19 protein-coding genes and 1 tRNA gene are annotated in these 26,207 nt (G+C 40.8%); 9 read left to right on the top strand and 11 right to left on the bottom strand.

Annotated features, from left to right (window positions below):
* Nucleotides 1-16: 16 nt before the first annotated feature.
* The 3 genes from LXL81_RS03295 to LXL81_RS03285 form a co-directional block, all read right to left on the bottom strand.
* Nucleotides 17-232 (bottom strand): hypothetical protein, encoded by a 216-nt coding sequence (locus tag LXL81_RS03295; RefSeq protein ID WP_234645275.1) that lies wholly within the window; start codon nt 230-232, stop codon nt 17-19.
* A gap of 123 nt (nt 233-355) precedes the next feature.
* Entirely contained in the window at nt 356-511 is a 156-nt protein-coding gene (locus tag LXL81_RS03290; protein WP_234645274.1) for an EthD domain-containing protein, read from the bottom strand.
* Nucleotides 512-541: 30 nt separating this feature from the next.
* The gene (locus tag LXL81_RS03285) at nt 542-1,504 is read right to left on the bottom strand and encodes a polysaccharide deacetylase family protein (protein WP_234645273.1); all 963 of its coding nucleotides are present in this window, start codon (nt 1,502-1,504) and stop codon (nt 542-544) included.
* A gap of 725 nt (nt 1,505-2,229) precedes the next feature.
* Here LXL81_RS03285 and LXL81_RS03280 point away from each other — a divergent pair.
* Complete coding sequence (locus LXL81_RS03280; protein ID WP_234645272.1) at nt 2,230-4,497, top strand: histidine kinase dimerization/phosphoacceptor domain -containing protein; 2,268 nt, start codon at nt 2,230-2,232, stop codon at nt 4,495-4,497.
* Between the two features lie 12 nt (nt 4,498-4,509).
* Complete coding sequence (locus tag LXL81_RS03275) at nt 4,510-6,447, top strand: sigma 54-interacting response regulator (protein WP_234645271.1); 1,938 nt, start codon at nt 4,510-4,512, stop codon at nt 6,445-6,447.
* Nucleotides 6,448-7,179: 732 nt separating this feature from the next.
* Here LXL81_RS03275 and LXL81_RS03270 read toward each other — a convergent pair.
* The 5 genes from LXL81_RS03270 to LXL81_RS03250 are packed head-to-tail and all read right to left on the bottom strand — an operon-like array spanning nt 7,180 to nt 13,225.
* Nucleotides 7,180-8,547 carry an alginate export family protein gene (locus tag LXL81_RS03270; protein WP_234645270.1) on the bottom strand — a complete coding sequence of 456 codons (1,368 nt, stop codon included), beginning with the start codon at nt 8,545-8,547 and terminating at the stop codon, nt 7,180-7,182.
* Nucleotides 8,548-8,552: 5 nt separating this feature from the next.
* The gene (locus tag LXL81_RS03265; RefSeq protein ID WP_234645269.1) at nt 8,553-9,581 is read right to left on the bottom strand and encodes an MBL fold metallo-hydrolase; all 1,029 of its coding nucleotides are present in this window, start codon (nt 9,579-9,581) and stop codon (nt 8,553-8,555) included.
* Nucleotides 9,582-9,595: 14 nt separating this feature from the next.
* Nucleotides 9,596-11,362, bottom strand: coding sequence for an amidohydrolase (locus LXL81_RS03260; protein WP_234645268.1), 1,767 nt, complete (start codon nt 11,360-11,362; stop codon nt 9,596-9,598).
* 12 nt (nt 11,363-11,374) lie between these two features.
* Nucleotides 11,375-12,391 (bottom strand): alpha/beta fold hydrolase, encoded by a 1,017-nt coding sequence (locus tag LXL81_RS03255; RefSeq protein WP_234645267.1) that lies wholly within the window; start codon nt 12,389-12,391, stop codon nt 11,375-11,377.
* Between the two features lie 51 nt (nt 12,392-12,442).
* On the bottom strand, nt 12,443-13,225 hold the full coding sequence (locus LXL81_RS03250; RefSeq protein ID WP_234645266.1) for an alpha/beta hydrolase: 783 nt from the start codon (nt 13,223-13,225) through the stop codon (nt 12,443-12,445).
* A gap of 318 nt (nt 13,226-13,543) precedes the next feature.
* Between LXL81_RS03250 and LXL81_RS03245 the strand changes: the two genes are divergently transcribed.
* Both LXL81_RS03245 and LXL81_RS03240 read left to right on the top strand, forming a co-directional pair.
* Entirely contained in the window at nt 13,544-15,784 is a 2,241-nt protein-coding gene (locus LXL81_RS03245; RefSeq protein WP_234645265.1) for a histidine kinase dimerization/phosphoacceptor domain -containing protein, read from the top strand.
* Between the two features lie 226 nt (nt 15,785-16,010).
* On the top strand, nt 16,011-16,985 hold the full coding sequence (locus LXL81_RS03240; RefSeq protein ID WP_234645264.1) for a helix-turn-helix domain-containing protein: 975 nt from the start codon (nt 16,011-16,013) through the stop codon (nt 16,983-16,985).
* A gap of 84 nt (nt 16,986-17,069) precedes the next feature.
* Here the strand turns inward: LXL81_RS03240 and LXL81_RS03235 are convergent, their stop codons facing one another.
* Nucleotides 17,070-17,972, bottom strand: a complete 903-nt coding sequence (locus LXL81_RS03235) for an NAD(P)-dependent oxidoreductase (RefSeq protein ID WP_234645263.1) — start codon at nt 17,970-17,972, stop codon at nt 17,070-17,072.
* Nucleotides 17,973-18,870: 898 nt separating this feature from the next.
* Between LXL81_RS03235 and LXL81_RS03230 the strand changes: the two genes are divergently transcribed.
* Together LXL81_RS03230 and LXL81_RS03225 are read left to right on the top strand one after the other, a co-directional pair.
* Nucleotides 18,871-19,023, top strand: coding sequence for a hypothetical protein (locus tag LXL81_RS03230; RefSeq protein WP_234645262.1), 153 nt, complete (start codon nt 18,871-18,873; stop codon nt 19,021-19,023).
* Between the two features lie 20 nt (nt 19,024-19,043).
* On the top strand, nt 19,044-20,177 hold the full coding sequence (locus tag LXL81_RS03225; RefSeq protein ID WP_234645261.1) for a DUF692 family multinuclear iron-containing protein: 1,134 nt from the start codon (nt 19,044-19,046) through the stop codon (nt 20,175-20,177).
* 870 nt (nt 20,178-21,047) lie between these two features.
* Here the strand turns inward: LXL81_RS03225 and LXL81_RS03220 are convergent.
* Both LXL81_RS03220 and tilS read right to left on the bottom strand, forming a co-directional pair.
* Nucleotides 21,048-21,132 (bottom strand) — tRNA-Ser (locus LXL81_RS03220).
* Nucleotides 21,133-21,342: 210 nt separating this feature from the next.
* Nucleotides 21,343-22,686, bottom strand: a complete 1,344-nt coding sequence (gene tilS / locus LXL81_RS03215; RefSeq protein WP_234645260.1) for a tRNA lysidine(34) synthetase TilS — start codon at nt 22,684-22,686, stop codon at nt 21,343-21,345.
* Between the two features lie 117 nt (nt 22,687-22,803).
* Between tilS and LXL81_RS03210 the strand changes: the two genes are divergently transcribed.
* The 3 genes from LXL81_RS03210 (at nt 22,804) to LXL81_RS03200 (ending at nt 26,191) form a co-directional block, all read left to right on the top strand.
* Nucleotides 22,804-24,411 carry an OstA-like protein gene (locus LXL81_RS03210; protein WP_234645259.1) on the top strand — a complete coding sequence of 536 codons (1,608 nt, stop codon included), beginning with the start codon at nt 22,804-22,806 and terminating at the stop codon, nt 24,409-24,411.
* A 261-nt stretch (nt 24,412-24,672) separates the two neighbouring features.
* Nucleotides 24,673-25,194: a T9SS type A sorting domain-containing protein gene (locus LXL81_RS03205; protein ID WP_234645258.1), complete on the top strand. Its 522-nt coding sequence runs from the start codon at nt 24,673-24,675 to the stop codon at nt 25,192-25,194.
* Nucleotides 25,195-25,267: 73 nt separating this feature from the next.
* The gene (locus LXL81_RS03200) at nt 25,268-26,191 is read left to right on the top strand and encodes an outer membrane protein assembly factor BamD (RefSeq protein ID WP_234645257.1); all 924 of its coding nucleotides are present in this window, start codon (nt 25,268-25,270) and stop codon (nt 26,189-26,191) included.
* Nucleotides 26,192-26,207: the final 16 nt, after the last annotated feature.

Below are 26,207 nucleotides of genomic sequence, written 5' to 3'. Positions count from 1 at the left end.
GACAGAACAAAGGTTACTAAGAGGCACTAACCACTACTAGCCTGTGCAGCCAATACTTTTGTAAGGCGTTACGGAAATTGTGCGACTTTTTTCGCCAATTATATAGTTCAGCCTTTGATTTTACATGGTTTCTGACAATTTCCGGAGCAGGTTTGCCAGTATCCAAATCCTTCAAGATCTTGACAATCGCCTGGCGATCCGGTTGTGTTTCGGTGAATTTTGTCCCTTTCATAGCTTTATAAATTAGAAAATTTGTCTAATTTATAAATGCTTCATTTTTGGGAAATGTACACTAAAAATCAGTAACGCATATCTGACCAATGGGTTAGATATGCGTTACTGATAAGATTATTAATTATACACCAGCTTTAATGACTGTTTCATTGGTTGCCATTGCAATATAGTTTTCAGTATCAAAAAAATTGGGCTCATCGGGATGAACCTTTGTTAAATAATTTTCTGAGTTGAAGAAAGTGTTGAAATCCTCAAACGAATCAAACGAAATTTTCATTTTCTAATCAATTGAAAATCAGAACAATATTTAATTGTAATCTGTATCAATCAGTGCTGATTTATCTTTTAATGTCATGCGTGCTATATCATCCTTTCGCATGCATTTCACGCCTTCGTGTTGCAGCGCATAGGTCAAAAACTGATCCATCACATTTACCTGCGCGGGAGTGCCACTAATCCGGTCATGCGCGCTGAATGACATCATCCTCTTTTTTACAGCACCTTCTTTATAAAGCTGGTCAAATTCAAGTTTGAGTGTTTCCAGAAATTGTGTCGAAGAAAAGTATCTTCCTTCCAGTAATTGAATATCATTACAGCGCAGCGAATAAGGCACAACCGCAAAGTTTTTCCCTCCCACTGGTATGAGAAAAGGCTCATCCCGGCTCAAATCGTCAATATGATAAACAAAGCCCAGCTCCTGAAGAATTTTGATTGTGTTTTTGCTTCTTCTTAACCAGTTACAGTTATAGCCCACCGTGGTTATGCCTGTTACCTGTTTGATCATGTCCATGCCAGCTTTTATAAAATTCAGTTCTTCCTGGTAACTCATCGTGTATTGCGGAGTCCAGTCAAGGCCGTGGCCAGAAATCTCGTGCCCTCTTTTTACGATTTCATTGGCCAGACCGGGATTACGCTTAGCAGCTGTTCCGATCGTGTGGCTGGTAACTTTGATGCCGTGTTTGTCCCACAAATCCAGCATCCGCCCAATACCTTCTTTGTATCCATAGTGAAACCAGGTTTTTGCTGGCAAATCCGTGTAACCCTTCTCTAGATTAGCAGGAAATGGGCTATCGAAACCGATTTGCGGCTCTCCTCCCGCTTCAAATTGCATGGATATTGAGATTACAAGCCGCGATCCATCCGACCACTTTGAAGTTTCCATAAGCTGATTATTGGAAGTTATTGGATTTGAAAATGCTGTGCGGGGAAGTAGCAGAGAACTTGCTCCGAGTATAGCAGTGTCTTTTAAAAATTCTTTTCTGGTTATCATAAATATTTTAATAAAACCTGCTCCTTGACCATTCAAATTGACACGGTAAGGGTCTTGACACCAGTCAATGATAAGTAGTGCAGTATGGGTTTGATGTGTAATTTTACTTGTACGGAAATCATGAACCTTTACCAGTCTTTTTATTGGGACTTATGAACAACAGTAAGTGTACCAGACAAAACAATACCATATTTATAATTGCCTCATAAAAAGACACTTAGTAAATTTCGCCAACGTTTATCGTACGATATATCGTTTGATTCCAGCTTGTTCCGACGATATTAAGTCAACGACATCCTTTATATCATGAAAAGATTTGTTATACCATGCAAACTGCCGCTCATCAAGCGGTGATAGATATAATTGTTCTCTTTATAAGTAGAAACAGGGTTTGGAGAATATGTATTTACAATTCTATTTCAGATAGTAATTCGTACATGTTAACCACCGGATTTTATCTATGCGCTTGACTAGACATCCATCTGGAGCTCAAATTCCCGACTGTATTTCGTCGGCAAAGCATAATCCAACGATATTTCGTTGGAAGGCCAGGATCCGGCTCATTAATATAAGTCGAAGAGGCATTATATTTCCCAACTATGGGCCTTAAAAGACTCTTTTCTGACGATATTTAGGGGTACTTAGCGGTTTGGCAGTTTGCGGGGTTATCATTGGGAAATGCTGGTATAATTTCTGATGCAAGTTTTATAAATCTGTGTTACGTTATGGTTAAAATCCTTGCCCCGATAGGCGTTTTATTATTCCTTGCTTTCAGTGCCTATGCTGACTACCTCGGACCTTTTACTCCCAAGGATACTGCGCCGATTCTGGCTAAACTCAAAAACAGTCCTGCCGATACAAACCGGGTGATGTTATACATTCAGTTGAGCGACCAGTATTTTTACCGGGAAGGCCGGAATGCCAAAGAACTAGATAGCGCCAGGCTTTACAGTAACGCCGCCGAAAAGCTTGCTACCACCCTGAATTTCAATAAAGGCCTCGCACTGGCCTATTTTCAGCAAGCTGCGATTCTCCCATTGTTTAATCTTCAAAAGAAAGCTAAAGAAGCTAACAATGAAGCAATTAGCATGTTTAACAAGCAGAAGAATTATGCAATGCTTGGAGAAAGCTATTACAGGCAAGGGGGCTTCTATTCACTTTCAGAGTCTGAGATCAAGGGCAGGATAAATTATTTCAAGAAATCGCTGGACGCATTTCGGACCGGGAAGTACACTTTGAAAGAAGGAGATGTTTTGCTGGCCCTGGGCGAGCTCTACATGATACAGGGCAATGACAGTTTCGCCTTGTCCTTTTTAAAGCAATCTCTGCAAACCTACCAATCCGTCAGATACCGCAGATTAATGGCTGTTTACGACCTTCTGGGTACAGTTTACACAATTATGGGAATGCCCGAGGAAGGTATTAAATATGGCATGCAGGGCTTGCGCGCAGCTCGTTCGCTCAATGATACCTCACTTCCGGTTGCCACATCCTATAACAGGGTTGGATTGACGCAGTTCTCATTGGGTGAATACATAAACGCACGAGAAAATTTTGAAAATGGGTTGGAGATTGCAAAAAAGTTTAATGACCCGGTAACTGTTCATATGATTGCCGGCAATTTGGCCCGTACACTTATAAACCTAAAAAAACATGAGGATGCACTACGCTTAATAACCGATATCAAGAGAAAATTTCCCATAAAAGAATTGCTTCATAAGCAATGGCTTGACCGGGTTTATGTGCACCTCTACCGCGAATTGGAACAATATGATAAAGCCACACCATATGTTAATGAACTTTTAGCAATCGCTGAGGAATTAGTTGAGGAAAGCGCACAAAAGGAAAGGATATACCATACCCTGATCCGGTTTTATCTGGCTAAGGCCGATTATAAGCAGGCTCAAAAATTGGTCGATGTACATAAGGTACTTGCCAGCAACTCCAACTCGAAAGAACTCACGTTCATGAACGATTTTTGGCAATCTACCCTGGATTCGGCGAATCACGATTATCTTTCTGCACTAACACATTATCAAAAATATAGCGTACTTAAAGACTCGATCTTTAATGAAAATAAAGCCAGGCAGATCAGCAAACTGGAAATCGTTTACGAGACAGAAAAAAAAGAGGAAAAGATCGCGCTGCTTAAAAAAGAGTCCACGCTCCAGCAAAATATGCTACACCAGGCGTCAATTATTCACATGATCACGTTTGTCAGCATCGCTTTGCTGCTTATCATTACCGGGCTCTTGATTTACGGGTACCGGTTGGTAAAGAAAAATAACAAGGACATGGCCTGTCGGCAGGAAGAGATCAACAATAAAAATATTTCATTGGGGCGTCTGCTGACTGAAAAGGAATGGCTGATGAAGGAAATCCATCATCGGGTAAAAAATAACCTGCACATGATCGTTGGACTACTGGAAAGCCAATCCGAGTTTTTAAAAGGCGATGAGGCAAAAATGGTACTGGCGGAAAGTGAACATCGGATCCAGTCTATGTCTATGATCCATCAGAAGTTGTACCAGTCGGATAACCTTACATTTATTGAAATCTCGCCATACATTCATGAATTGGTGGAGTATCTCAAAGACTGTTTCGAGACCAGCTCACCGGTCACATTCGACCTGGATATTGAACGATTGGAGATGAATATTAGTCACGCTATCCCGTTGGGCCTGATATTGAATGAGGCGATCATTAATTCTTTAAAATACGCCTTTCAGGATGGACGGCCTGGAAAAATTCATGTGGTACTTAAACAAAACGGTATAAATAATTTTGTACTGAGTGTTTCCGATAATGGTATTGGCATGCCTGAGGACTTTGAAAAACAAAACATTAATTCATTTGGATTAACGCTTATTAAAGGATTAAGTGAAGAACTTGAAGGTAATCTTGTCATCAGGAATAATGGAGGAACTACAATTCAAATCGATTTTAAGTATATTGCCGAAGAAAAGAATGCAGCTCAGTATGGTTCTATATAACCCCTGCAATATATGAGCAAGAAGATACTCATCGTTGAAGACCAATTTATTGAGGCAAATCATTTGCGTATTATGTTGCAGCGCGCTGACTACACGGTTTGCAGTGTGGCACGGTCGGTAGAACAGGCAGAGGAGATTATTGCAGCCGAAAAACCTGATCTGGTTTTGCTTGACATATTTTTATCCGGGAACAGGACTGGTATTGATTTAGCAGTTCAATTAAGGGACGCCAATATTCCTTTCATTTACTTGTCTGCCAATTCGAATGAACAAGTACTGAATGCTGCCAAGGCAACTCATCCGAATGGATTTCTGGTTAAACCATTTCGCGAAAAAGACTTATTGGTAGCCTTACAAATCGCAGTGTATCATCATGAAAATGGGCTGGAATCACAGCTCCGAAAAGAGACTTTGCTTCAAACGCAGCTGGAAAACATAACCGCTGATGGTATCCCGCCGGAGCAGAAACTGCTGGTGATTGCGCAGGTCTTGCAACCTTTTATTTCGTTCGATTTAATGGCTGTTGAATTCCCGACCTCAACTTCCATGCAACAAAACGATACTTTGTATTTTCTGAGAATTGGCTTCAATGAGTATCAGGTCATCACGATTGACGGACTTCGGACGATTTGCAACTTAAAAGCCCATGAAATTAATCGACTGCAAGCTGTCACAAGGATCGCATCTGATATACAATTTTATAATGAAAAAGAATTTGAATCGGTTATTTCAGGGCTTTCCATGCATAAGATCATTGCAGACACATTTGGAATGAGCGCTATGCTTAGCCTTCCGTTGCAGCCCTTGGCACCCAAAGCTGACAACCCTCTTTCCCTTTCATTCTATAACCGTCGTCCCAATGCTTTTAACCAAAATCAGGTTGCTTTATGCCATCGGATCCGCCCTTTTCTGATTGTTGCAACGCAGGCTATGTTCCGTATTTCTACCGCAACCGGGAAGATATCTGTGGCCCCGCCTGCGCATGCTGTCAATTCAATTTTCAACGGGATTATTGGTCGTAGTCCGCAGCTCACGGCAGTTTTTGATCTGATAAGCCAGGTTGCGCCAGTGGACACATCTGTACTCATTACCGGTGAAAGCGGAACGGGCAAAGAAAGAATCGCTGACAGCATCCATGCGCTTTCTTCCAGAAGAGATCACCCAATTATCAAAGTAAATTCTGCTGCGTTACCGTCAAATCTGATCGAATCCGAACTTTTTGGTCATGAGAAGGGTGCCTTTACAGGGGCGTTCGAAAAGCGTTTGGGAAGATTTGAGCAGGCCAATAATGGCACGATTTTCCTGGATGAGATCGGGGACATGCCGCTTGAAACACAGGTAAAACTGCTCCGGGTTTTACAACAAAAAGAGATTGAGCGCATTGGTGGAAAAGCCCCCGTCAAAGTTAACATCAGGATTATAGCTGCCACTAACCGGAATCTGGAAAAGGAAGTCGCCGAAGGTCGTTTCCGGCTTGACCTCTACTATCGGCTGAATGTATTTCCTATCCATGTACCTTCTCTTGCTGAGCGCAGGGAAGACATTCCGCTGCTTGTGAATCATTTTGTGCAAGTTTATTCTGGCAAAATCGGACGAAAAGTCTCGGGCATCTCTGATAAAGCGATGAGAAACTTACTCGCATATAATTGGCCGGGAAATATTCGTGAGTTAGAAAACGTAATTGAAAGAAGCGTCCTGCTTGCAAATAGTGAGCTTATCGATCAGATACTGCTACCGGCGCATCAGCCTATGAAACCATCGGAAAGGGAAGAAGAAGTGCGTCTGAAAACCATATTTGAAAATGAAAGGGACTATATCATTGAAATCCTAAAAAAATGCAATGGCCGCATCCGGGGTGTGGATGGAGCAGCGGCTATACTAAATATCCCTCCAACAACGCTGGGGTCAAAAATGAAAAAGTTGGGAATCAGAAGAGATTTCAGCATATAAATGGCATCTTGCCAGGGTTTGCTATTGCAGAGCAGTGTTCAATTTCTGAACATTTATTTTCTGTCCTATCAATTTCCTTCAAAATCAAGACCACTCATTATGAGATCGATAGAAATCCGGAAGGCTTGAATTTTTATATCAAATCTTTTTGTCCGGACATTCAGTTTGGCTATCTGGCGCAAAAAGCGAAGTCAAAAATATTGTCATCGTCAACCGTGCTTTTGCAAAGTTTTCTGGTCTGAAAGTTGTTTATAAATACTTGTCTGCGAAAAAGCTAATTTGTTTCTGTTGTACAAAATCCGTTAAATTACTTAAAAGTTGATGTAAATGCGGCCAATCGGGTGATTGAAAGGATATACCTGTAATCCTGGTATAGCAATATCAAATGAAGCAATACCAGCAAAAGAATTACGCGAAGCATGTCCCGAAAGGGCTACTGTCTGAATAATGCTATCATAGACAACTTCTTTGGAATAATTAAGTTGGAACTGTTTTATATGAAAAACATAGCAACATTGATGAACTCAAAAAGAAATCTGTGAATATTTAGAGTATGACAATAACGAAAGGATATGACTCAATTTAAATGGAGTGAGCCCGGTAATTTACCGGACTCAATTTCACTAAACGTTAAAATTTATACCGTCCGGCTTTTGGGGGCAGCCCAACATTAAGGATTTTTTTTTAGGCATTCGCGATGACTTTAAAACGGTTATAGCGCATTGTGGTACTTCAAAATTTCAATTCGGCAGTGAGGCATAGAAAAAGTAAATTTTTACCGGGGCCGGCTTGACGGAGAAATTTGCCGGTTTGAAAGTAGGTAAGCTCACAGCCAAAATGAAGAAACGCATTGGTGGTATATTCGGTAACCATTGAATACTGATGTCCAATAAGTTTTTCTGCAATTTCAGAGCTCGAATAAATCATTGCAGCATTTGGTCCATAAACGCCGTCTTGGGCACTGTAACGCCAGAAAATGTCATAGTCAAAATCAATGCTGAGTTTTTTAGTAAAATTTAAATTGACAGAAGGATGAACATCTACAAGGTTAGCGGGGCCAATCAGAGCCGCCAGGCCAAAATAGCCACCCCTGGGAAATAACGGATTAAAAGTGTTAAGCTTATCGTCTCCCTGCCTTTTATCTCCGCTGATAATCTCCGCCTTCATGCCAAGTTCTGGCTGGAATCGAAGGTGATCCAGCACATAGTCTACATGAGCAGAAGCTGTCCACGCTCGAATAGATTTGCCTGCAAAACCGCCAAACTGATAAATAGTTTCCAAATCATACCGCCAGCGTTCATCCTTTCCCCAAATCCTGGTCCCAATTGAATGCCTCATTTCCTTGCCCTTGCCATCGTCATAGCTGTTGGTTTTTTTGTCAAAGCCAAAATAATATACGTCTGCATTCTGCAAAAAAGGAATCTTATTTATCACATTATATGCACCCCAGAGTTTAATGTTTTTGTTATACCCATCGTCAAATACACCTTTTTTAGAAGCTACATAATGGGTGTATAGCAGGTCTGTTTTGTAATTCGCTTGAGAAACCATTGCCTTGATGCCGTCAAATGCCTGCCGGTTATTTGGGCCCTCCCTGACAGAAATCAGGCGCTGCGAGCCGTAAGATAATTCCTGCCGGCCCATACGAAAAACCAGGTTTTTCTTTTGTCCTGGCAATACACTAACATCAAAAAAAGCCTGGTGCAGGTCCAGCGGATTTTCGTCAGCCGGGGTTGTGCTGGCTTTTGCATTGGCCATTCCGCTCTGCAATTCCAGAAAGGCCCGGAAATGGTTACCGGAATGAAAATCAGCATGCCCAAGGTAGCGGGAGAAAACATAACCGTAATTTTTGTCCGGCTGCTCGCCCCAGTCATCATTAATCACATGATAATATTGAAACCGCACGTCCCCGCCAAAACTGATATATGTTTGACGGCTCTTTGACAGTGGCGAAAATTTAAGATCATGGTAAAAATTGTCTGTGGTATCCGATTCCAGGGATGAGTAGTCTTCATCATACCGGAGCATTTTCAGCGGCACATATTGCGCGCTGGTTCCCAGGGATCCGAGCACAAAGCACAAAAGTAGAATATGCTTCATAGCAGCTATTGTTTAGACTTACTGTTACTGATATCTTTGTAGGCGTTAGGGATGTTGAAATTGTAGTGCAGCCAGTCGAAGAGCACATACCCTTTATCAAAATCTTTCATAGTTACTTTTTTCCGGACCTGCTCCAGCGTCAGGCTATCTTTCAAAGCCATTTCAATGTTTATTTTGAGAGCCGTTACATAATCTATGGTGAACTTGATGCCATTCTTGTTGGTGATACGACCGTGACCCGGAATGATCACGTCATCATCGCCGATCATCGCATAGATTTTTTTCAAATTCTCGACTGGTTCTAGAAAATATCCGTCAAATAGCCAAGGAATACTGGGACTTTCCGCAAGAAATGGATTTCCCAGCCACCAAATATTTTTACCTTTTGCATTCACTTTTACAAACAGATCGGCCGGAGACTGGGCTGTGCCGATATTGATCAACTCAACCACATTACCATTTCCCATATCGATTTTCACATTCTGGTATTTTGGGATCAGAATATCCGCGACCCGCAGGCGGGTGTCTTCGATCCCCCTCCCTTTGCCGAACAATGCCACCATAAACTGTTTGATCCCATCATAACTTTTCGTCAGATTTTCATTGCAGAATTCATTCTGGACAATGAGCGTCTGTTTTGGCAGCAGGTAATTCCCAAAACAATGGTCGCCGTGATCGCTGGTGTTTACTGCATAAATGATCGGTTTGTTAGTAACGGAGCGAACCAGCGCGAAAAGCTGATCATAAAGCCTTTTGGTCATCATGGTTTCAATGAGCAAAACACCTTTTTCTCCAACAATGAACCCGGCCGTAGTGGCCTGAGGGATTCCTTTAGTTGTTTCGACTTCGGCAGTTGCCGGGATTACAGCAAATACGTTGTCGCTAATCTTGTGCAGCTTCAATATAACCAGATTGGCATCCCAGATTGGCACCTGCGGCGGGGAAGGTACCTGGGCAAATGTGGCAATGCCCGATATCAAAAATACAACAGCTTGCAGGGCAGCCTTTTTGGCTTCCATTTTTATTTTTTCCATGAATGTCAGGGTTTTTATTTTTGATAACCTCCGTAATATTTCACCGGCGACCATTCTGGTATGATGGCAGGAACAGGTGCATCCAGCGACTTGTACTCCCCAGCCGCGTAAACTACCTTACCATTCACGATGGTTAGCAGCGATTCGATCTTGCGCACGTCGTCTGCCGCGGCCGAAAAGTAGTCGTTAGTCAGTATCGTTATATCTGCGTACATTCCCCTCTCAATCCTGCCTTTAAGCTTCTCTTCACCAGTAAACCAAGCACTCCCGCTGGTATATATACGCAACGCCGTAAACTTATCCAGTACTTGATCTTCCGGCCAGAATTGCATGCCGCCAAGGGTCTTACCAGTCAGCAGCCAGTGCATCGCCATCCATGGATTGAAAGTAGAAATACGTGTTGCATCCGTCCCCATCCCTACCGGGATGTCCATCGAAAGCATCTTCTTGATGGGTGGTAATTGGCGGTCCGTTTTTCCATATAATTTTTCATACAATTCACCTTGGTAATACATCCTAAACTGCACGGCCACTCCCCCACCCAGCTTCCTGACACGTTCCAATTGCTTGTCAGTGATGGTCTCAGCATGATCAAAAAACCATCGAAGACCATTGAAAGGTGTATCGTTATTTACTTTCTCAAAAACTGTTAACATACGCTCAATGGATTCACCATATGTAGCGTGCAGGCGAAAGGGCCACCGGTTTTTGACCAGCAACCGGATCACAGGTTCCAGGTCGGCCTCCATTTGATCGGAAAGAATGGTCCGGGGTTCGAGAAAATTTTCAAAATCCGCAGCAGTGGCCACTAAATTTTCGCCCGCACCTTCCATATCATATCCATTGGAAAGCAGCATATGATCGTTCTTATTTGGTTTTGCTATTGCAACCCATTTTTGATAATCTTCCAGTTCACGTCCTTTTTGTTGGGCAAACAGGAAATACGAAGTCCTGATATTGAGCTTACCTTCTTTGGCCAGTTGTAATGCTACTGAATAATCGGACGGGTAATTCTGGCTTCCGCCAGCCGCATCGGCAGCGCTCGTGATACCGAACCGGTTCAACTCGCGATAATACTGCAAGGTACTGTTAATCCTTTCTTCGTGCGATAACTTCGTTGTCAACCCAAGTGTCGTATAAATAGCCTTAGGCGTTTCTTTTGCAAAGAGCATGCCCGTTGGGTTACCCTCGCCGTCCAGTTCCACCAAACTACCCTCGTAAGTAGTTTTACTGTCGTAGCCCAGCACCTGTATTGCCTTTTTATTCAAGAATGCTTTTCCATACAAGTATGTGATAAAGACTGGCTTATCCGGCACTGCCGCATTAATTTCTGCCAGTGTTGGTTGGCGCTTTTCCGCAAACTGAAATTCGTTCCAGCCGCCGATAACCTTTATCCAGACACCTGGTGGCGTTCTGTCCGCTTGTTCTTTAAGCATTTCCATGGCCCGAGCCAAAGTTTTCACACCATCCCAGCGCAACTCGCTATTGTAATGTAAGCCTTCGCGGATGATGTGGATATGGCTGTCGTTGATCCCGGGAACAATGGTTCTGCCTTTTGCATCGATCACCTTCGTATTGTCGGATTTGAATTGTGCCATTACATTTGCGGAAGTTCCTGTCCCTAGTATAATCCCGCCTTTGATGGCCACAGCCTCAGCAAATTCTCCATCTTTTACCATTGTAGCGATTTTGCCATTGATTAAGATCATATCTGCGGTTTGGGCGTTGGCTGCCTTCAAGCCAAGCATCAGCAAGGCCGTAAGCATAATTTTTATATACATTGTTGCTGGTATTTATTTGGCGAGAAAAAAGTCAAGCAATCCTTTTTGTACCTGCTCTGTCTGCTCTTGCACCACCCAGTGCCCCGAGCCCATTATCTTGGTTTTGCTGACATTCGTCGCTACCAGCCTGGAGTGGTCTTTGAGAAAGGCCGCGCCAAAATATTCTCCTCCCATAGCCAAAAGTGGCATTGTCAATTTTGTCTTCGCAAATACCACATTGTCTTTCGCATCCTGTGGAAAATTGCCAAACCAGTGAAATGCGCCGGTCGTCCCTCCCTTTACGGCATATGCACGTATAAACTCATCCGTTTCCTGTTTGGTGAAAGGCTTTTCCACATGCCCTACCATCGGCCAGAAGTTGGTAAGGAATTGCTCTTCGCGACCTGCGACAATTTCTCCGGATGCTGGCCAGCCAAAGAAGCCGAACCACCATGCGCTGGCAGATACCTGACTCCACACAGGTTCAATTCCCGGCAGTAATGCATCCATCAAAGCCAATTTTTTCACCTCCGTGGGATATTGCGCGGCATAAGCATAGGCTACCATCAGTCCGATATCATGCCCTGCCAGATTAATGCTATTAAAACCAAGCTTTTTCATGAGCTCGTGCAGGTCTTTTGCCATCGTTTTTTTGTCATACCCACTCTCCGGTTTACCTGACTCCCCTACGCCTCGCAGGTCTGGCGCAATGACGGTAAAATGCTTAGACAGCTCAGGCAAAAGGCGGTTCCACATGTACCAATTCTGGCCGAAACCATGGACCAACAATAGAGGTGCTCCGGTGCCGCCAATGACGTAGTGAATGTCCACACCATTCACATTGGCGGTTTGATGCTTGAAATTTGATGGCGGATCGGCGGGCGCAATGTTGGTTGTAGCGGCAGTAGTGTCCGTTTTCGCCTCGCCAGTCTCTGTTTTTTTCTCGGAGGTACAAGCAAAAAAGAATAGCAGCAGGCTCATTGTTAACAAGTTCAGGATTGATCTTCCGGCGCCCTGAACAAGGCTTGTTTTGTAATAAAGCTTTTTCATTTTAAAATTTATTAGGGTGAAAATTTGAGTTTAATGCAATTGATAAAGCTGTCATATCACTTCCTGGAGCCAGTCTGAGATGTAGTATGCCACCTCCTTCCAGCCTTCCTGTCCGAGTACATAATGCGTCCGGCCGGGAAATTTTTTGTAGTCGGTGATGGATCCGCCGGATTTGTACTTCCGATAATTATCGTAGTTCAGTGAGTCGGGAATGGTGTGATCGGCTGTGCCTGAAATCAATAGAAGTGGCGAATGTGGTTTCTTAAAATCGACTTTTGCCACGCTGGTGATTGTATCACGTACAATCTGTTTGGATTCAGGTATGGCGAGTTTGTAGTAACCCTCCTTTTGCACTTCAATAGGTAGTCCATTTGTAAATGCATACTGCCATTGTTTGAATGACATCATAAAGGATTCTCCTACCGGTGTAAAAAAACCTAGTGGCCCCCAACCAGCGAGCAGAAATGATAATTTGAAAGTGATGATCCCCTGGGGAGGCACCGAGTGGATCGCAATGCCTGCCCTGCCCAAATTTCTTTGCAGCAGCAATTGCGTAATCAGTCCACCAATAGAATGTCCGATCAGAATCGGTTTTTCTGGTAGATTTGCAGCGATCTCCGCAAAGTATTCGATCAGCTCAGCCAGTCGGTTGCCGGCAATTGCCGGATTTGGCTGCCGGTTGCGGAGCTCTTCTGCTGCGGCATCCTTGTTGGGCCAGGGAGGAGCGAGCGTTCTGTATCCCTGCTTTTCGAAAAATTGCTTCCAGTCATCCCAGCACGCGTTGCTTACGAAAGCACCTGTGACGAACAAGACGGTTGTGATTGGTTCTTTCATTGTTTTCCTTTGTTTTGCAGCAATAATTACAAAAGAATGCCAAATCACTAAGTGCCTCAAAATAAGCATTTTAAAAATATTTACCTGGAATTGCAAGACTTCATTTCGTCGGTAAAACTGTGGGTAAACGACATATCGTTGGTTGATACTTGGCCCATTTTATTGCTCATGATCAAAATGAAACTTTATACCATTAGAAAACGTCTCCCGGAGCCTTTTTCGAACAAAATACACTTGGGAATCAGGGCAATTTTTGGATTAAAATCGATAAAATGCTGGTACACTTTCTGAATATCTTTTATAAACATACATTTGTTTATGTCCAAAATCATTTTGTTGCTAATTGCATTCCTATTGCCTGGGTTCAGTTCCTTTGCTGATTACGCCGGACCCTATACAGCAAAAGATACCGCTCCGATTCTATCCAGATATAGAAACAGGCAACCCGATACCACTAGAATTATGCTCGCATTGCAATTGAGTGACCAGTACTTTTACCGGTCGGGCAGGAGTCAGCAGGAGCTGGACAGCGCTCTATATTACACGACTATTGCACAAAAGCTGGCTATCTCCCTCCGTTTTGAAAAAGGCCTGGCAATGGTTTACTTCCAACAGGCCGCTATTTTTCCACTTAAAAACCTACATCAGAAAGGTCAGCATGCCACCGAAGCGGCTATCAAGCTGTTTGCAAAACAAAAGGATTACCGTATGCAGGGGGAAGCATATTACCGGCTGGCAGGGTATTTTGATTTAGATACGCAAATGCAGGAAAGGGTCAGGTATACTCATTTGTCGCTGGATGCTTTTCGCTCTGCCAAGCTTGCAGTTAAGCAGGGAGCGGTACTCCAAACACTAGGTGAACTATACCATTACAGCAGTAAAAACGGTGCGGCACTTTCCTGCTTGAAACAGTCTTTGCAAGCCTACCAGTCTGTAAACTACAAGCAGCTGATGGGCGTATACGATCTACTTGGCAGCGTCTACACTTCCCTGGGCGCGTCGGAGGAAAGTATTAGATATGGTATCCTTGCATTACGTAATGCAGAGACTAATGGGGACACCTCACTTCAGCTCTCGACGATCTATACCCGGCTGGGAATAACGCATTACCGATTACGCGAATATAGCAAGGCGATTGAAAACTACGAAAATGCACTCAGGATTGCTGAGAAATATGGGGATGCTGAAACGATGCATATTATTGCCTCCAACCTGGGTTCACCTTATTTGAAGCTTAAAAAGTTCAAAGAGGCAGCAGCCTTACTTAGCAAAATCGAGCACAGGTATCCCATAAATGATCTAAAAAAGAAATTTTGGCTTGACCGTGCGTACATTTTCTTATACCGTGAACAAGGGCAGTTTGAAAGGGCCACAAAATACATTAATGAACTTCTAACCATTGCGGAGGGGTTGCCGCCGGATCGGGTCGAAGTGGTTTACAGTCTTTTGATTGAATTCTATTTTGTTAAAGGCAACTACGATCTGGCAGCCAAATATGTAGCCCTTCGAAATCAACTCAAACTCAATAATAATCAGGCAACCTACCGAAGCCATCTCTGGCAATCAAAACTTGATTCGGTTAATCACCGATATTATTCTGCGCTTGCTGAGTTCCAGAAATATAGTTTATTGAGAGATTCCATCTTCAACGAATCAAAGAGCCAACAAATTAACCACCTGGAAATTATTTATGAAACCGAAAAAAAAGAAGAAAATATTGCGCAGCTAAAAAAAGAATCGGCCTTGCAGCAAAACATGCTTGAACAGGCTTCGCTCATTCAAAACATCACCTACATCAGCATTGGCTTGCTGCTGGTCATCATCAGCCTTTTAATTTATGGTTACCGGCTGGTCCAAAAAAATAATAAAGGCATGGCCGCGCGGCAGGAAGAGATTAACAGCAAGAATATCTCGCTAGGCCAATTATTAACTGAAAAAGAATGGCTGATGAAGGAGATTCACCACCGGGTCAAGAATAATCTGCACATGATCGTAGGACTTTTGGAGAGTCAATCAGAATATTTAATAAGCGATGAAGCAAAAACGGCACTGGCAGATAGCGAATACCGCATACAATCTATGTCCATGATCCATCAGAAGTTATACCAAACAGATAAACTTAATTCTATCGAAATCTCGCCTTACATTCATGAGCTAGTTCAATACCTCAAAGATAGTTTCCAAAATAAGCCAACGGTGATTTTCAACCTTGATATCGACCGCGTTGAAATGAATATCAGTCATTCCATACCGCTCGGACTGATACTGAATGAGGCGATCATTAACTCTTTGAAATATGCTTTTCCGAATGATCGACCAGGTAAAATCGATATAAGTTTCAAAGAAAGAAAATCCAGTCATTTTGTACTTACCATTGCAGACAATGGGATTGGTCTAAGTCCTGATTTCAGTATGCGAAATATTGATTCATTTGGGCTTACATTAATCCAGGGACTTAGCGAGGATCTTAATGCCGAATTCAAAATTGATTCAAAAGGTGGAACAACCGTTTGGGTATCATTCGAATACATTTCGGAAAAAACCTACATTGAGCAATAATTAAATGTATAAACAAATTCCCATAAGCTCATTCTCCTCTCACCAAACTCGCCTTCAAGACCCAGGGTTCACCCAATCGGCGGCTGATGTGCTGTATTTAATCGATTTAAATGACACCTTAATATCGTGGCTTTCAACTAAAAAAAACGATATATCAGATGACCAAATTGTTTCATTTAAAGTAAAATACTGATTTTCAGTAAGTTAAGTTTATGGCACATAAATATTGCATGAAGAGCAGGTCGTACTTCATACAAGTAATAGAAAGATGATTAAACCAGCCCATTTTCCAACTGGCCAGCCCTGGCTTCAAGGTTACAACTATGCCATAAGTAATCCGCCATTGAGTGAGCGCGTTCTCAATGCACCAATAGTGATTACTACTTTTGGGACGAATGTAAAAGATTTAACTCTAAAAAATTTAACAGCGCAACGGCATTCTCATATTGAGATCATATGGATCACCGAAGGTAGCGGTCACCTCATGATAGACACTGAAATATACGAGATTTGTGAAAATCTCATTTACAGAATTAACCCTGGTAATGTCCATTATGTTAAGGAAACTTCAAACGTGAAAGGGTATATAATTTCCATTCACAAAGAATTTCTTTTCTCTGCCGGTGAAATTTTTAGTGAAAAACATTTTAACCATGGACCTGTAATATTGCACAATCATGATACTATTGCACAAAAGGAGAGGAATATTAAGATTGAAATGATTCAGATCCTGACGTCTATGCAAAACGAGCTCAGGAATATTTGTTGGCTTCAAACAGATGTTTTGAATAGCTTTCTTAAAATATTCTTAATTTATCTTGCTCGCCATAGACAGGTATCCAGCACACCCGAAACATTAGCATTTCACTCTGGCCTCACCAAAAAATTTTTCGACATTCTGGAAGATAGTTTTACAAAATACCATAGAGTATCGTATTATGCCGATACCCTGTCAGTGACACCGGGATATCTCAACGAAAGGATTAAACAGGACTCCGGATTCTCTGCAAGTTTCAACATTCAACAACGTATTGTATTAGAGGCCAAACGGCTGGCAATATCCAGTAATTTAAATCTTAAACAAATTGCTTATTACCTGGGTTTCGATGATGCTGCACATTTCAGCAAATTTTTCAAAAATGTCTGCGGCATGAATTTTACGGAATTTAAGCAGACCATGCGGCTAAAATACATTCTCTAATATTTTCGAATAGAAATCATAAATTAAGAGTAAGCAGAGTTAACAGGCGCTTGGGATCATATTTTAAACTTCTGCTTCATTCAGTCAGTCCATTTTTACATATTTCTGCCAGTTATGTTGTTCCCTGAATCCTAAAACTTCACGGATTTTGCGATTTGAAAACAATGCTTCATGTTCTTCCAATTCGCGGGTAATGGGAACACCAGAAAAAAACCGCTCAGCTAATTCACTGCTGGGGATGATTGCTCCATTATGATCATTTCCGGCATTAAAAACCTGATAACCAAGATCATCTTTTTTCAAACATAAATCTACAATTTGTCCCAGGTCACGGGCATCAATATAACAGAACGCATTCCTTCGACGCACATCAGGATTTTTAAAGTAATGCGGAAACAGTTCGGCGTATTCGTGAGGTTCAATCACATTGCCTATCCGAAGTGAATAAATATCATAGCCTGACCGTCGCTGGAAACTTCGTGCCGTTTTCTCATTCACAACCTTTGACAATCCATAGCTATCCATGGGATCAACATCATAATCCTCCTCCAAAGGCAGCACATGCGGGTTGGTTTTACCGTCTGAAAAACAGATACCATAGGTAGTCTCTGAGGAAGCAATAATAATCTTTTTAATCCCAAGCTTAACCGCTGCCTCAATGACATTGTATGTGCCAATGGCGTTAACCCGAAAAGTTTCGTTATCAGGTTTGATCAGAATCCTGGGCACAGCAGCAAAATGTACAACAGCATCAAAGGGTTGTACGCCATTCCCCGTTTCCAACTCATTTAAACCGGCATACGAACTCATGGCATTAAACATTTGCCCGGAATCGGTTATATCAGCTATTAAATTATTTACCCCTGGGTAATCCAAAGGTACCATATCTACATTCATTACGCTATGTCCCTGATCAAGCAGATATGGTATAACATGCTTTCCTGCTTTCCCCGATCCCCCTGTAAAAAATATTCGCTTTTTAGTCATGTATTTTCCTGTTGATTAATGATTTTATTTTATACCACAATGAAGATGTGCGTGTGTAAAATCCCTGTCATAAGGACTATAAGGCAAATCAGTGCAAAGAACCATGCCTGCTATAAGACGACAAGAGATACCAACCTTAGTCTCAGAACTAAAACCATATGTCCGATACTTCCAAAACAGGATTCTGCTTATCCTAATCCTTTTTCGGGCAAAACTGACGTCTTAACCAGTGAAAGAGAAAATAAAACATTCTTGTTAAATTGAGCAACATTAATGGAGTCAATTTGATTTCAGGTGATATTTAAGTTGAAAGTCACAAAATTACACTCGAAATTACAGAGCAACTTCCCATAGGAATTTATATTTTATCAATAAATACCAGTATAGGCATACAGAAGGTCAAAATGGTCAAAAATCTTTAATGCGGTTGTTCGATAATTAAGAACCTAGTTCAGTTACTATTTTTTGAAATACATCATTCCGGGAATGCTAAACGAGTGAAAGTATCCCGGCAAATATAGTTTTAGGTGTCCGTTAAGTTGAGCAGTGGTAAATAAGAAAATTTTCCAAATTTACCACTGCTTTATATTGGAGAAACGTACACTACAATAGTTTATATGTTTACTATTTATAATGTATATTCAAATGTTAACAGCATGAATATTAACCGTTTAAAAATATTTAAATAAGAATCGATCTGTTTTTTAAACAAAGTCGTAAAATTCATTCTGCTAAAATAGTATGTTTGAAAATCCAAATAATAATAAGTTAGTGGTGAAAATTTGGAATAATATGCGCATTAACAACAGGAAATAAGTTTGTAATGTAAAAAAATGCCATATGCTTACAACTAAATTGAACATTTAATAGTCATGTAAAAAACCATAACTATTATCTTATGAAAATCTCAAAATCTGTCATTCAGGCGGTTGTTACGGCCGTCATCGTGAGCGGCGTAGTTTCCTGTACAGGTGAGCAAATTAACCCTGACAAAGGAAAAGGTAGTAAGACCAAGAACGTAGATCCTTGCCCAGGTTGCGGAATGGGCTGAATTCTTAGCACCAGAGAACTATGTCCACAATCTTTTCTTCCGTAGCCTGCAATCTTGATACCAATATACTGTTGGCGTCGTTGCCTCTTTTTGAGCGTGAACAGATCGAAGCGATCGAATGGTCATTTGACACGCTATTCAAAAATGATGAGGTGCCGGACTGGTTTAGCGACCTGATTCTGGAATTCAGCAGTCAGAACAGATTGATCGGGCATGGCGTTTATTTTTCTCTTTTTTCTGGAAAGTGGATGTCCGAACAGCAGGACTGGCTAAAAAAATTGAAAATACTAGGTGAAAGATTCCAATTTGATCACATTACAGAGCACTTTGGTTTTATGACCGGTGCGAATTTTCATAAAGGGGCGCCTATCAGCATTCCGCTTACTGCCAGCACAATGTCTCTCGGCGTTGATCGCCTCCATAGAATACAGGATGCCTGTAATTGCCCGGTAGGATTGGAAAATCTGGCCTTTTCATTTTCTCTGGATGAAGTTAAAAGACAAGGAAACTTTCTTGATAAATTAGTTGAGAGTATCAACGGATTTATCATTCTTGATCTCCATAACCTTTATTGTCAAATCCACAATTTTGACGTTGATTACGACTATATTATTGATTTGTATCCACTGGAAAGAGTTCGTGAAATTCATATTTCAGGTGGAAGTTGGGATATACAATTGACACGTACAGGAAAAAAAGTTAGGCGCGATACACACGATGATGCTGTTCCAGAAGAAGTTTTCCAGATACTTTCGGCAGTCATTCCAAGGTGTACAAATCTGAAATTTGTGGTGCTTGAACAACTCGGAACCGCCCTGGATTCCGAAGTAAAACGTACCAGGTTCCGTAGTGATTTCGAAAGAATGGATGCTATTGTGAAACAATCCGGGTTGGCTTTAAGCAACAGCCCAGTTAATAATTTTAAGCCGCATCACAAAATTACACCGCATCTTATTCCGCTGGAAGATCTTTCCCTTTACAACCAGCAATTGCAACTTTCAACCATTCTGGAAACAGCTGTTGATCAGCAGCATGCCCGCCACTTACTATTAAATTCTGATCTTAGAGATTCCGTATGGGAAGTTGAAAAGTGGGATCCCTGCATGCTTCAGACTGCAATAGCCATCGCGCAAAAATGGAAAGATGGGTTTTAACCTTACTTTATTAAACCTTTACTAACAGGTTTCTTTCATTATAGTAAAGACACACCGAGACATCTGACCGAGTTTGCGGGCAGTCGCAGCTAACCTTTTTTTACAATTCACCACATTAGGGTTTTAGTGAAATATTACAACAAAAGGTTGCAATTTCAACCTGATTAAGGAAAAACGCCAAGATACCAAAACTGCGCGGCCAAGCCTTTCCCTAAGGTCTTTCATATCCTCGTTAATTTTTTCCTCAACGATTCTGGCGGAATCCTGGTTTGCTTAATTGTGGCATGACCAAGCGTCTTGGAGACTGTTTCAATGGGTACTTTACTAAGAATAGTAACTGTTGTGGAGCCGTAGCCAATATCTCATGGCCTCTATTGATCAGTTTTCGTTTGGCCTTTTAGACAAGCGGGATGAATGATTCAAGGAAATGGTCGAGAGATTTAGACTCTTCCTTATTTCCATAGCCTTTCCGGCCACTGAGTTTCATTTCAAAGGGTGTCAGAGTCTTTTGTTCGAGATCTCTTATAGTTTCCAATAACTGTCAATCTGAGGTATACCGTCTGTGTTTTCTATTTTGGGTTGCTTTAATAAAAACAAAATCCCGCAGCTTTTTTCCAGCGCTAACCTAGCGTTTTAAGATTAACACAGTTCGAACTGCGGTTCCCGCCAATGAAGATGTAAACTTGGTGACATCTAAACTTTCAATTAGTTATAACCATTTTATCGAGTCTTTTTTTCGAACTAAAGACGCCACGAATGACGTGATTGAATTTTGTGTATTCATGCATCTTTTTGATACATAAATGACAACAAAAAGCCCTGTAAATGGTTAATTTACAGGGCTTAAATTGTTTTTGATATTTCTATCTGCAGAGAGAGAGGGATTCGAACCCCCGGTAGGTTACCCTACAACGGTTTTCAAGACCGCCGCATTCGACCACTCTGCCATCTCTCTGTGTGTTTCAGCGTATCCGAAACGTGGTGCAAAGGTAAACAGATTTATCAGACCTGCAATAGCTCGTTAAAAATATTATTGGAATTTATTTTTTGATATTTTCTACAAAATAAATAACTGCTTCTTTACTAGATTCTTGACGGGGATTTCCTCGCCAAAAAAAATAAATAATTATTGAAAGTTTTAAACTGGATTTGCAAATCGAATAAATCAGGCTTCCCCCCTCAGATTAATCTCAATAATTTCCTTGGTCAGTTCAGTGACTTTATATCTATCATCCGTTCGCAAACCGATTACCCACATAATTTCCCCGTTGCCATGGCTTAAAATCTTAACACTTTGTTTTTGATTGACATTTAGTTTCAGGTCAATCAGCAAGTCGCTGATTTTTTTATTCTTCCCATTCATTCCATACGGGCAAAAAGTATCTCCCCTCTTCCAATTTCGTATTATTATTGGAAAAATTATTTTTTCAGCATCAAGATGAATTGAATTCCTTTTTTTACTGATTTTAAACTCATCCGTTTTTGAAAATTTATTTATCTCAAAAATCAATTCGCCGCTTTTAAAAATTCCTTCCGGATGATTAATTATTAAATCCTCATCCCTCAAGCTGTTTTCTCTTTTTGAAACAATAAAAGAATCTCTGTCTTTTAAAATCTGATGTGAAACTGAATGAAATACTTTTCCTGATAATCCACTGGCCGCGGAACATATTTCCCGAGCCTGTAAATAACTAAAACCAAAATCCTGTAAAATGAACCATAGTCTGTAAACAGGTTCAGATGAATTTAAAATCGTATTGATTGAAATGTGTAAATCCTTTTCAACCTTTTTAGTGGCTTCGTTTTGCCAATTTTTCAGTAAACTGTTTAATAACGTTTCTGCCGATCTAAGTCGTTGAGATGTTATTTCAAATGTCTTTTCCAAAGACGGATTCATCTTTTTTAAAACCGGCACCACCTCATGTCTCACAAGGTTACGTTTATAATCCGTGTTTGAGTTGGAGCTGTCCTCACGAAAAACCAATTGGTTGTCAATTATATATTTCAAAATTTCTTCCTTGGAAGCAAATAATAACGGGCGAATCAGGTGCTGGTTTACTACCGAAATTCCATGTAAGCCTGCAAGCCCGGTACCTCTCGTTAAATTAAGCAATACTGTTTCAAAAGAATCATTGGCATGATGTGCGGTGGCAATAAAATCCAGGTTTTGAGATATCCTCAATTCTTCAAACCATTGATAACGTAAATCTCTGGCGGCCATTTGGGTAGAAATCCCTTCCTCGTCAGCAAATTTTTTGGTTTCAAAATGGACTACAAAAAATGGAAACCCATATTTTTCAGCAAGTTGTTTTACAAATAATTCGTCGCCATCAGACTCTTGACCGCGAAGACCAAAGTTACAATGCGCGATAGTAGCTAAGAAACCAGCCTGATAAAATAAATCAGCCAAAACCACTGAATCTGCTCCTCCGCTAACCGTTAAAAGAGTCGATTTCTCAGAGATATCCAACTTTTGTTGGTTAATAAAAGTTAAAAATGACTCCAACATGATCTGATGAGATGTATTTGGTGTAATTTTGACAAAAGATCAACAGACATCTTTTACCGCAAACACAATGGATCAGGTACAATTACCTGTTTCAAAGGTAAAAGAAACCATAGCAACATGAAGAAAATATTATTTATAAAATTTTGCAACCCTTTTAAACTTTTGCGCGTCATAGCTATCAAAGATCAGGTAATTAAATTAGCGTTCTTTGCTTTATTGTTAGCCTCGTCTGGTATTATGGCACAGCGGGTTACTTCTCCGTCTCAAACCGGTCAACAATCTGATATTGTGGAGCTTCTGAAATCCGATGAATTGGAATTGATCAGTGAAAACGGGATTGATAGCCGGCGCGTTACCAACGGAGTTTTCAAACATAAAGGCGCATTGATGTATAGTGATCTGGCCATTCAGAATGTCAGCACAAATATCATTGAAGCCTATGGAAACGTCAGGATCGTGCAGGGTGATACGATCACGGTGACAGGTGACACACTACACTACTTCGGCAACACCAGATATGCAATTGTAAGTGGTCGAAAGGCCGTTTTGAAAGATCGAAAAAGTACGCTGACCACTCGTAAAATTGAATATGATATGGCAAATGGCATCGCATATTACAAAGTTCCGGGCCGGACAGTGGATATAGAGAATGTCCTTACCAGTAACGAAGGGACATATAATACGAACACCAAGGAATTCAGGTATTATAAAAAGGTAAAGCTGGTCAATAAAAAATATACGCTCACGACCGATACTTTGCTATATAATTCCGTCACAAAATTGTCATATTTTAACGGGCCAAGTAAAATTGTAAATAAAGACGGAACCTTGTTGAGTAAAAAAGGGCAATATAATTCAGCGACGGGTGAATCTGTTTTTCAAACCAGGACCACTGTCGACAATGACACATATACACTGACGGCGGATTCGCTTTTTGTCGAAGGGCAAAAAAATAATGGTCAGGGCAAAGGGAATGTTGTCATGGTAGCCAAAAAAGATAATACCATTCTGAATGGTGATCATGGTTTTTATAGAAAGGCAGAAGGTTTTTCAAAAATATATGGACATGCGTATGTCCGGAACGTGATTCAAAAAGATACTTTGTACATAAGAGCTGACACTTTGTATTCTTTTGAAAATAAGAGGGACAGTACACGCCGGCTTGTTGGTGAGAAAAATGTATACATATATAAGTCAGATTTTCAGGGAAAATGTGATTCAATAAGTTATAACACAGCCGATTCCACAATTTTGTTTTTCAAAAAACCAATTCTGTGGAGTAATCAGCATTATCAAATGGAAGGCGATACGATTAGTGCTTTTCTTGTTAATAATGCGATTCACCGGATGTTACTGAGAAGTAAGGCTTTTGTAATCACGGAGGATACGCTTGTTTCGCAGTTTAATCAGGTAAAGGGGCGGACGATTAATGCCTATTTTGCTGCCGAAAGTAAGCTAAAACAGGTTTTGGTTGATGGAAATGGTGAAAGTGCATACTATGCCATTGATGACAAAGAAAAAATGATTGGTTTAAATCGTGTAGAGTGTGGAAAAATGAACCTGCTTTTTGTTGATAATCGGGTAAATCGTATCGCATTTATTACAAAACCAGATGGAAGGCTAATTCCGCCAAGGCAAATTAAACCGGTTGAAAGACAATTAGACGGTTTTAATTGGCGAATTACAGACAAACCAACACGATTGCAAACATTATGGCTTGAATAAAACGAAATAATTTATTCGGTCGATTTTAGGCATGATTATTTTATGTCGAAAAATAAAAGTGCCCAGTCACACAATATATTTTGAAGTTCCAAAATTTTCTCTATATTTTTGTAATGTACTTTTTAATGAGCGTGAAAGAAGTTATTAAAAGTATTCTGTTTTACAGCTATGAAAAGAACTATACTCTGTTTTACTATATTCATCTTATTTGCCTGGACAGGAATCCACGCCCAGTCTACCAACAACGGTAGCCGGCTAAATATGTCCCCGAAAAAGAAATCTATAACAACCGGACAATTGAAATTTTCACATGTCCCGGAAGTGCTCAATTATAAACCGCTTTCCGTTCAGAAGCCGATGGCCCTGAATAATTTTTACAGGACACTTTTATTTTCAAATACTGCTTCTGTTGAAAGTACAGCAGTATCATCGACTGAGGTTGTTGAAAAAAATATAGAGAAACGCAATCCTGGAATTGAAGCTGCACCTCGTGCGGAAGAGCAATTATATACAAGTGATAAAATTACAGTATCCAATATATATCCCAATCCGGCCAGTGAATATGCCGAGGTTGATTACATAATTTCTTCTGATTTGAGGGATGCAAAATTAATAGTTTACAACGTTCTGGGTTCGCAAATGGCAGAGTATCCGCTGGTTAAGAATGATAACAAACTTCGTATAAACACCCGCGAAATGTCAACTGGCCTTTATTTTTATCAGTTGGCCCTGGAAGGAAAAAAAGTAGCAACCAAGAAAATGCTTGTTCGTCATCAGCAATAGAAATTAACAATACTATAATCGGCTACACATTCGTTAAGGATGTTGTAGCTTTTTTATTATCTTTGCAGCTATTATGCTAAAAAACAACTTTGCAAGTTACTTCTTGCTTATTTTTGCCGTACTTTTCATTACTTCTTGTAGTAAATTTTCCAGATTACAGAAGACTGGTACAGACCAACAGAAGTATGACGCCGCCATGACTTATTACAAGAAAGGCGACTTTTACCGTGCAGGACTTCTATTTGAAGAACTTATTCCTTTATTGAAAGGGAGTAATGAATCTGAGCTGGCTCAGTTTTACTATGCCTATACACAGTATCAGCAAGGTCAGTATAATACCAGCCAGTTCCTTTTCAAGAAATTTTATGATACGTATGCACGCAGCGATTTTGCTCAGGAAGCATTATACATGCATGCATTTTCTTTGTATAAAGACTCTGCTCCCCATAATCTGGATCAGGCAAGTACATTTACTGCAATTTCCGCTATGCAGGATTTCGTCAATGCATATCCCCAGAGTACGTTCAGGGATGAATGTACGCGTTACATTCTTGAACTACGTCAGAAACTGGAATTGAAAGCATATGACAAGGCGAAATTGTATTACAAGATCAGTGAATTCAATATGATGTCGCTGAAAGCTGCGGTAATTTCAATTGATAACTTCAGAAAAGATTTCCCTGATTCTCAGTATAACGAAGAATTATCGTTCCTGAAAGTTGAATCTCAGTATAACCTGGCTTCGAATAGTCTTTACCAAAAGCAAAAAGACAGATATACGGATGTGGTTAAATATTACAAAGAAATGGTTGATAAATATCCAACCGGAAAATATGTGCGTGATGCTGAGAAAATGTATGACAACAGTATAAAGGAACTGGAAATCATAGCAGCAGCTGAAAAAGAACGCCAGAAATTACTGGAAACTCAGCCAGACTCAGGTACAAAGCCAACGAAAGTTACAGCTTCAACGGCTCCTGAACAAAAACAGAACTAGCTGGCCGGTTTTCCGG

The sequence above is a fragment of the Dyadobacter sp. CY356 genome (assembly GCF_021440195.1).
GTDB lineage: Bacteria > Bacteroidota > Bacteroidia > Cytophagales > Spirosomataceae > Dyadobacter.
Note: the sequence above shows the minus strand (reverse complement) of the source record. Positions and strands in the feature narration are given on the sequence as shown.

Coding starts and splice junctions, on each gene's coding strand:
- LXL81_RS03295 (WP_234645275.1), bottom strand. CDS start 232: ATGAAAGGGACAAAATTCACCGAAACACAACCGGATCGCCAGGCGATT.
- LXL81_RS03290 (WP_234645274.1), bottom strand. CDS start 511: ATGAAAATTTCGTTTGATTCGTTTGAGGATTTCAACACTTTCTTCAAC.
- LXL81_RS03285 (WP_234645273.1), bottom strand. CDS start 1,504: ATGATAACCAGAAAAGAATTTTTAAAAGACACTGCTATACTCGGAGCA.
- LXL81_RS03280 (WP_234645272.1), top strand. CDS start 2,230: ATGGTTAAAATCCTTGCCCCGATAGGCGTTTTATTATTCCTTGCTTTC.
- LXL81_RS03275 (WP_234645271.1), top strand. CDS start 4,510: ATGAGCAAGAAGATACTCATCGTTGAAGACCAATTTATTGAGGCAAAT.
- LXL81_RS03270 (WP_234645270.1), bottom strand. CDS start 8,547: ATGAAGCATATTCTACTTTTGTGCTTTGTGCTCGGATCCCTGGGAACC.
- LXL81_RS03265 (WP_234645269.1), bottom strand. CDS start 9,581: ATGGAAAAAATAAAAATGGAAGCCAAAAAGGCTGCCCTGCAAGCTGTT.
- LXL81_RS03260 (WP_234645268.1), bottom strand. CDS start 11,362: ATGTATATAAAAATTATGCTTACGGCCTTGCTGATGCTTGGCTTGAAG.
- LXL81_RS03255 (WP_234645267.1), bottom strand. CDS start 12,391: ATGAAAAAGCTTTATTACAAAACAAGCCTTGTTCAGGGCGCCGGAAGA.
- LXL81_RS03250 (WP_234645266.1), bottom strand. CDS start 13,225: ATGAAAGAACCAATCACAACCGTCTTGTTCGTCACAGGTGCTTTCGTA.
- LXL81_RS03245 (WP_234645265.1), top strand. CDS start 13,544: ATGTCCAAAATCATTTTGTTGCTAATTGCATTCCTATTGCCTGGGTTC.
- LXL81_RS03235 (WP_234645263.1), bottom strand. CDS start 17,972: ATGACTAAAAAGCGAATATTTTTTACAGGGGGATCGGGGAAAGCAGGA.
- LXL81_RS03230 (WP_234645262.1), top strand. CDS start 18,871: ATGAAAATCTCAAAATCTGTCATTCAGGCGGTTGTTACGGCCGTCATC.
- LXL81_RS03225 (WP_234645261.1), top strand. CDS start 19,044: ATGTCCACAATCTTTTCTTCCGTAGCCTGCAATCTTGATACCAATATA.
- tilS (WP_234645260.1), bottom strand. CDS start 22,686: ATGTTGGAGTCATTTTTAACTTTTATTAACCAACAAAAGTTGGATATC.
- LXL81_RS03210 (WP_234645259.1), top strand. CDS start 22,804: ATGAAGAAAATATTATTTATAAAATTTTGCAACCCTTTTAAACTTTTG.
- LXL81_RS03205 (WP_234645258.1), top strand. CDS start 24,673: ATGTCCCCGAAAAAGAAATCTATAACAACCGGACAATTGAAATTTTCA.
- LXL81_RS03200 (WP_234645257.1), top strand. CDS start 25,268: ATGCTAAAAAACAACTTTGCAAGTTACTTCTTGCTTATTTTTGCCGTA.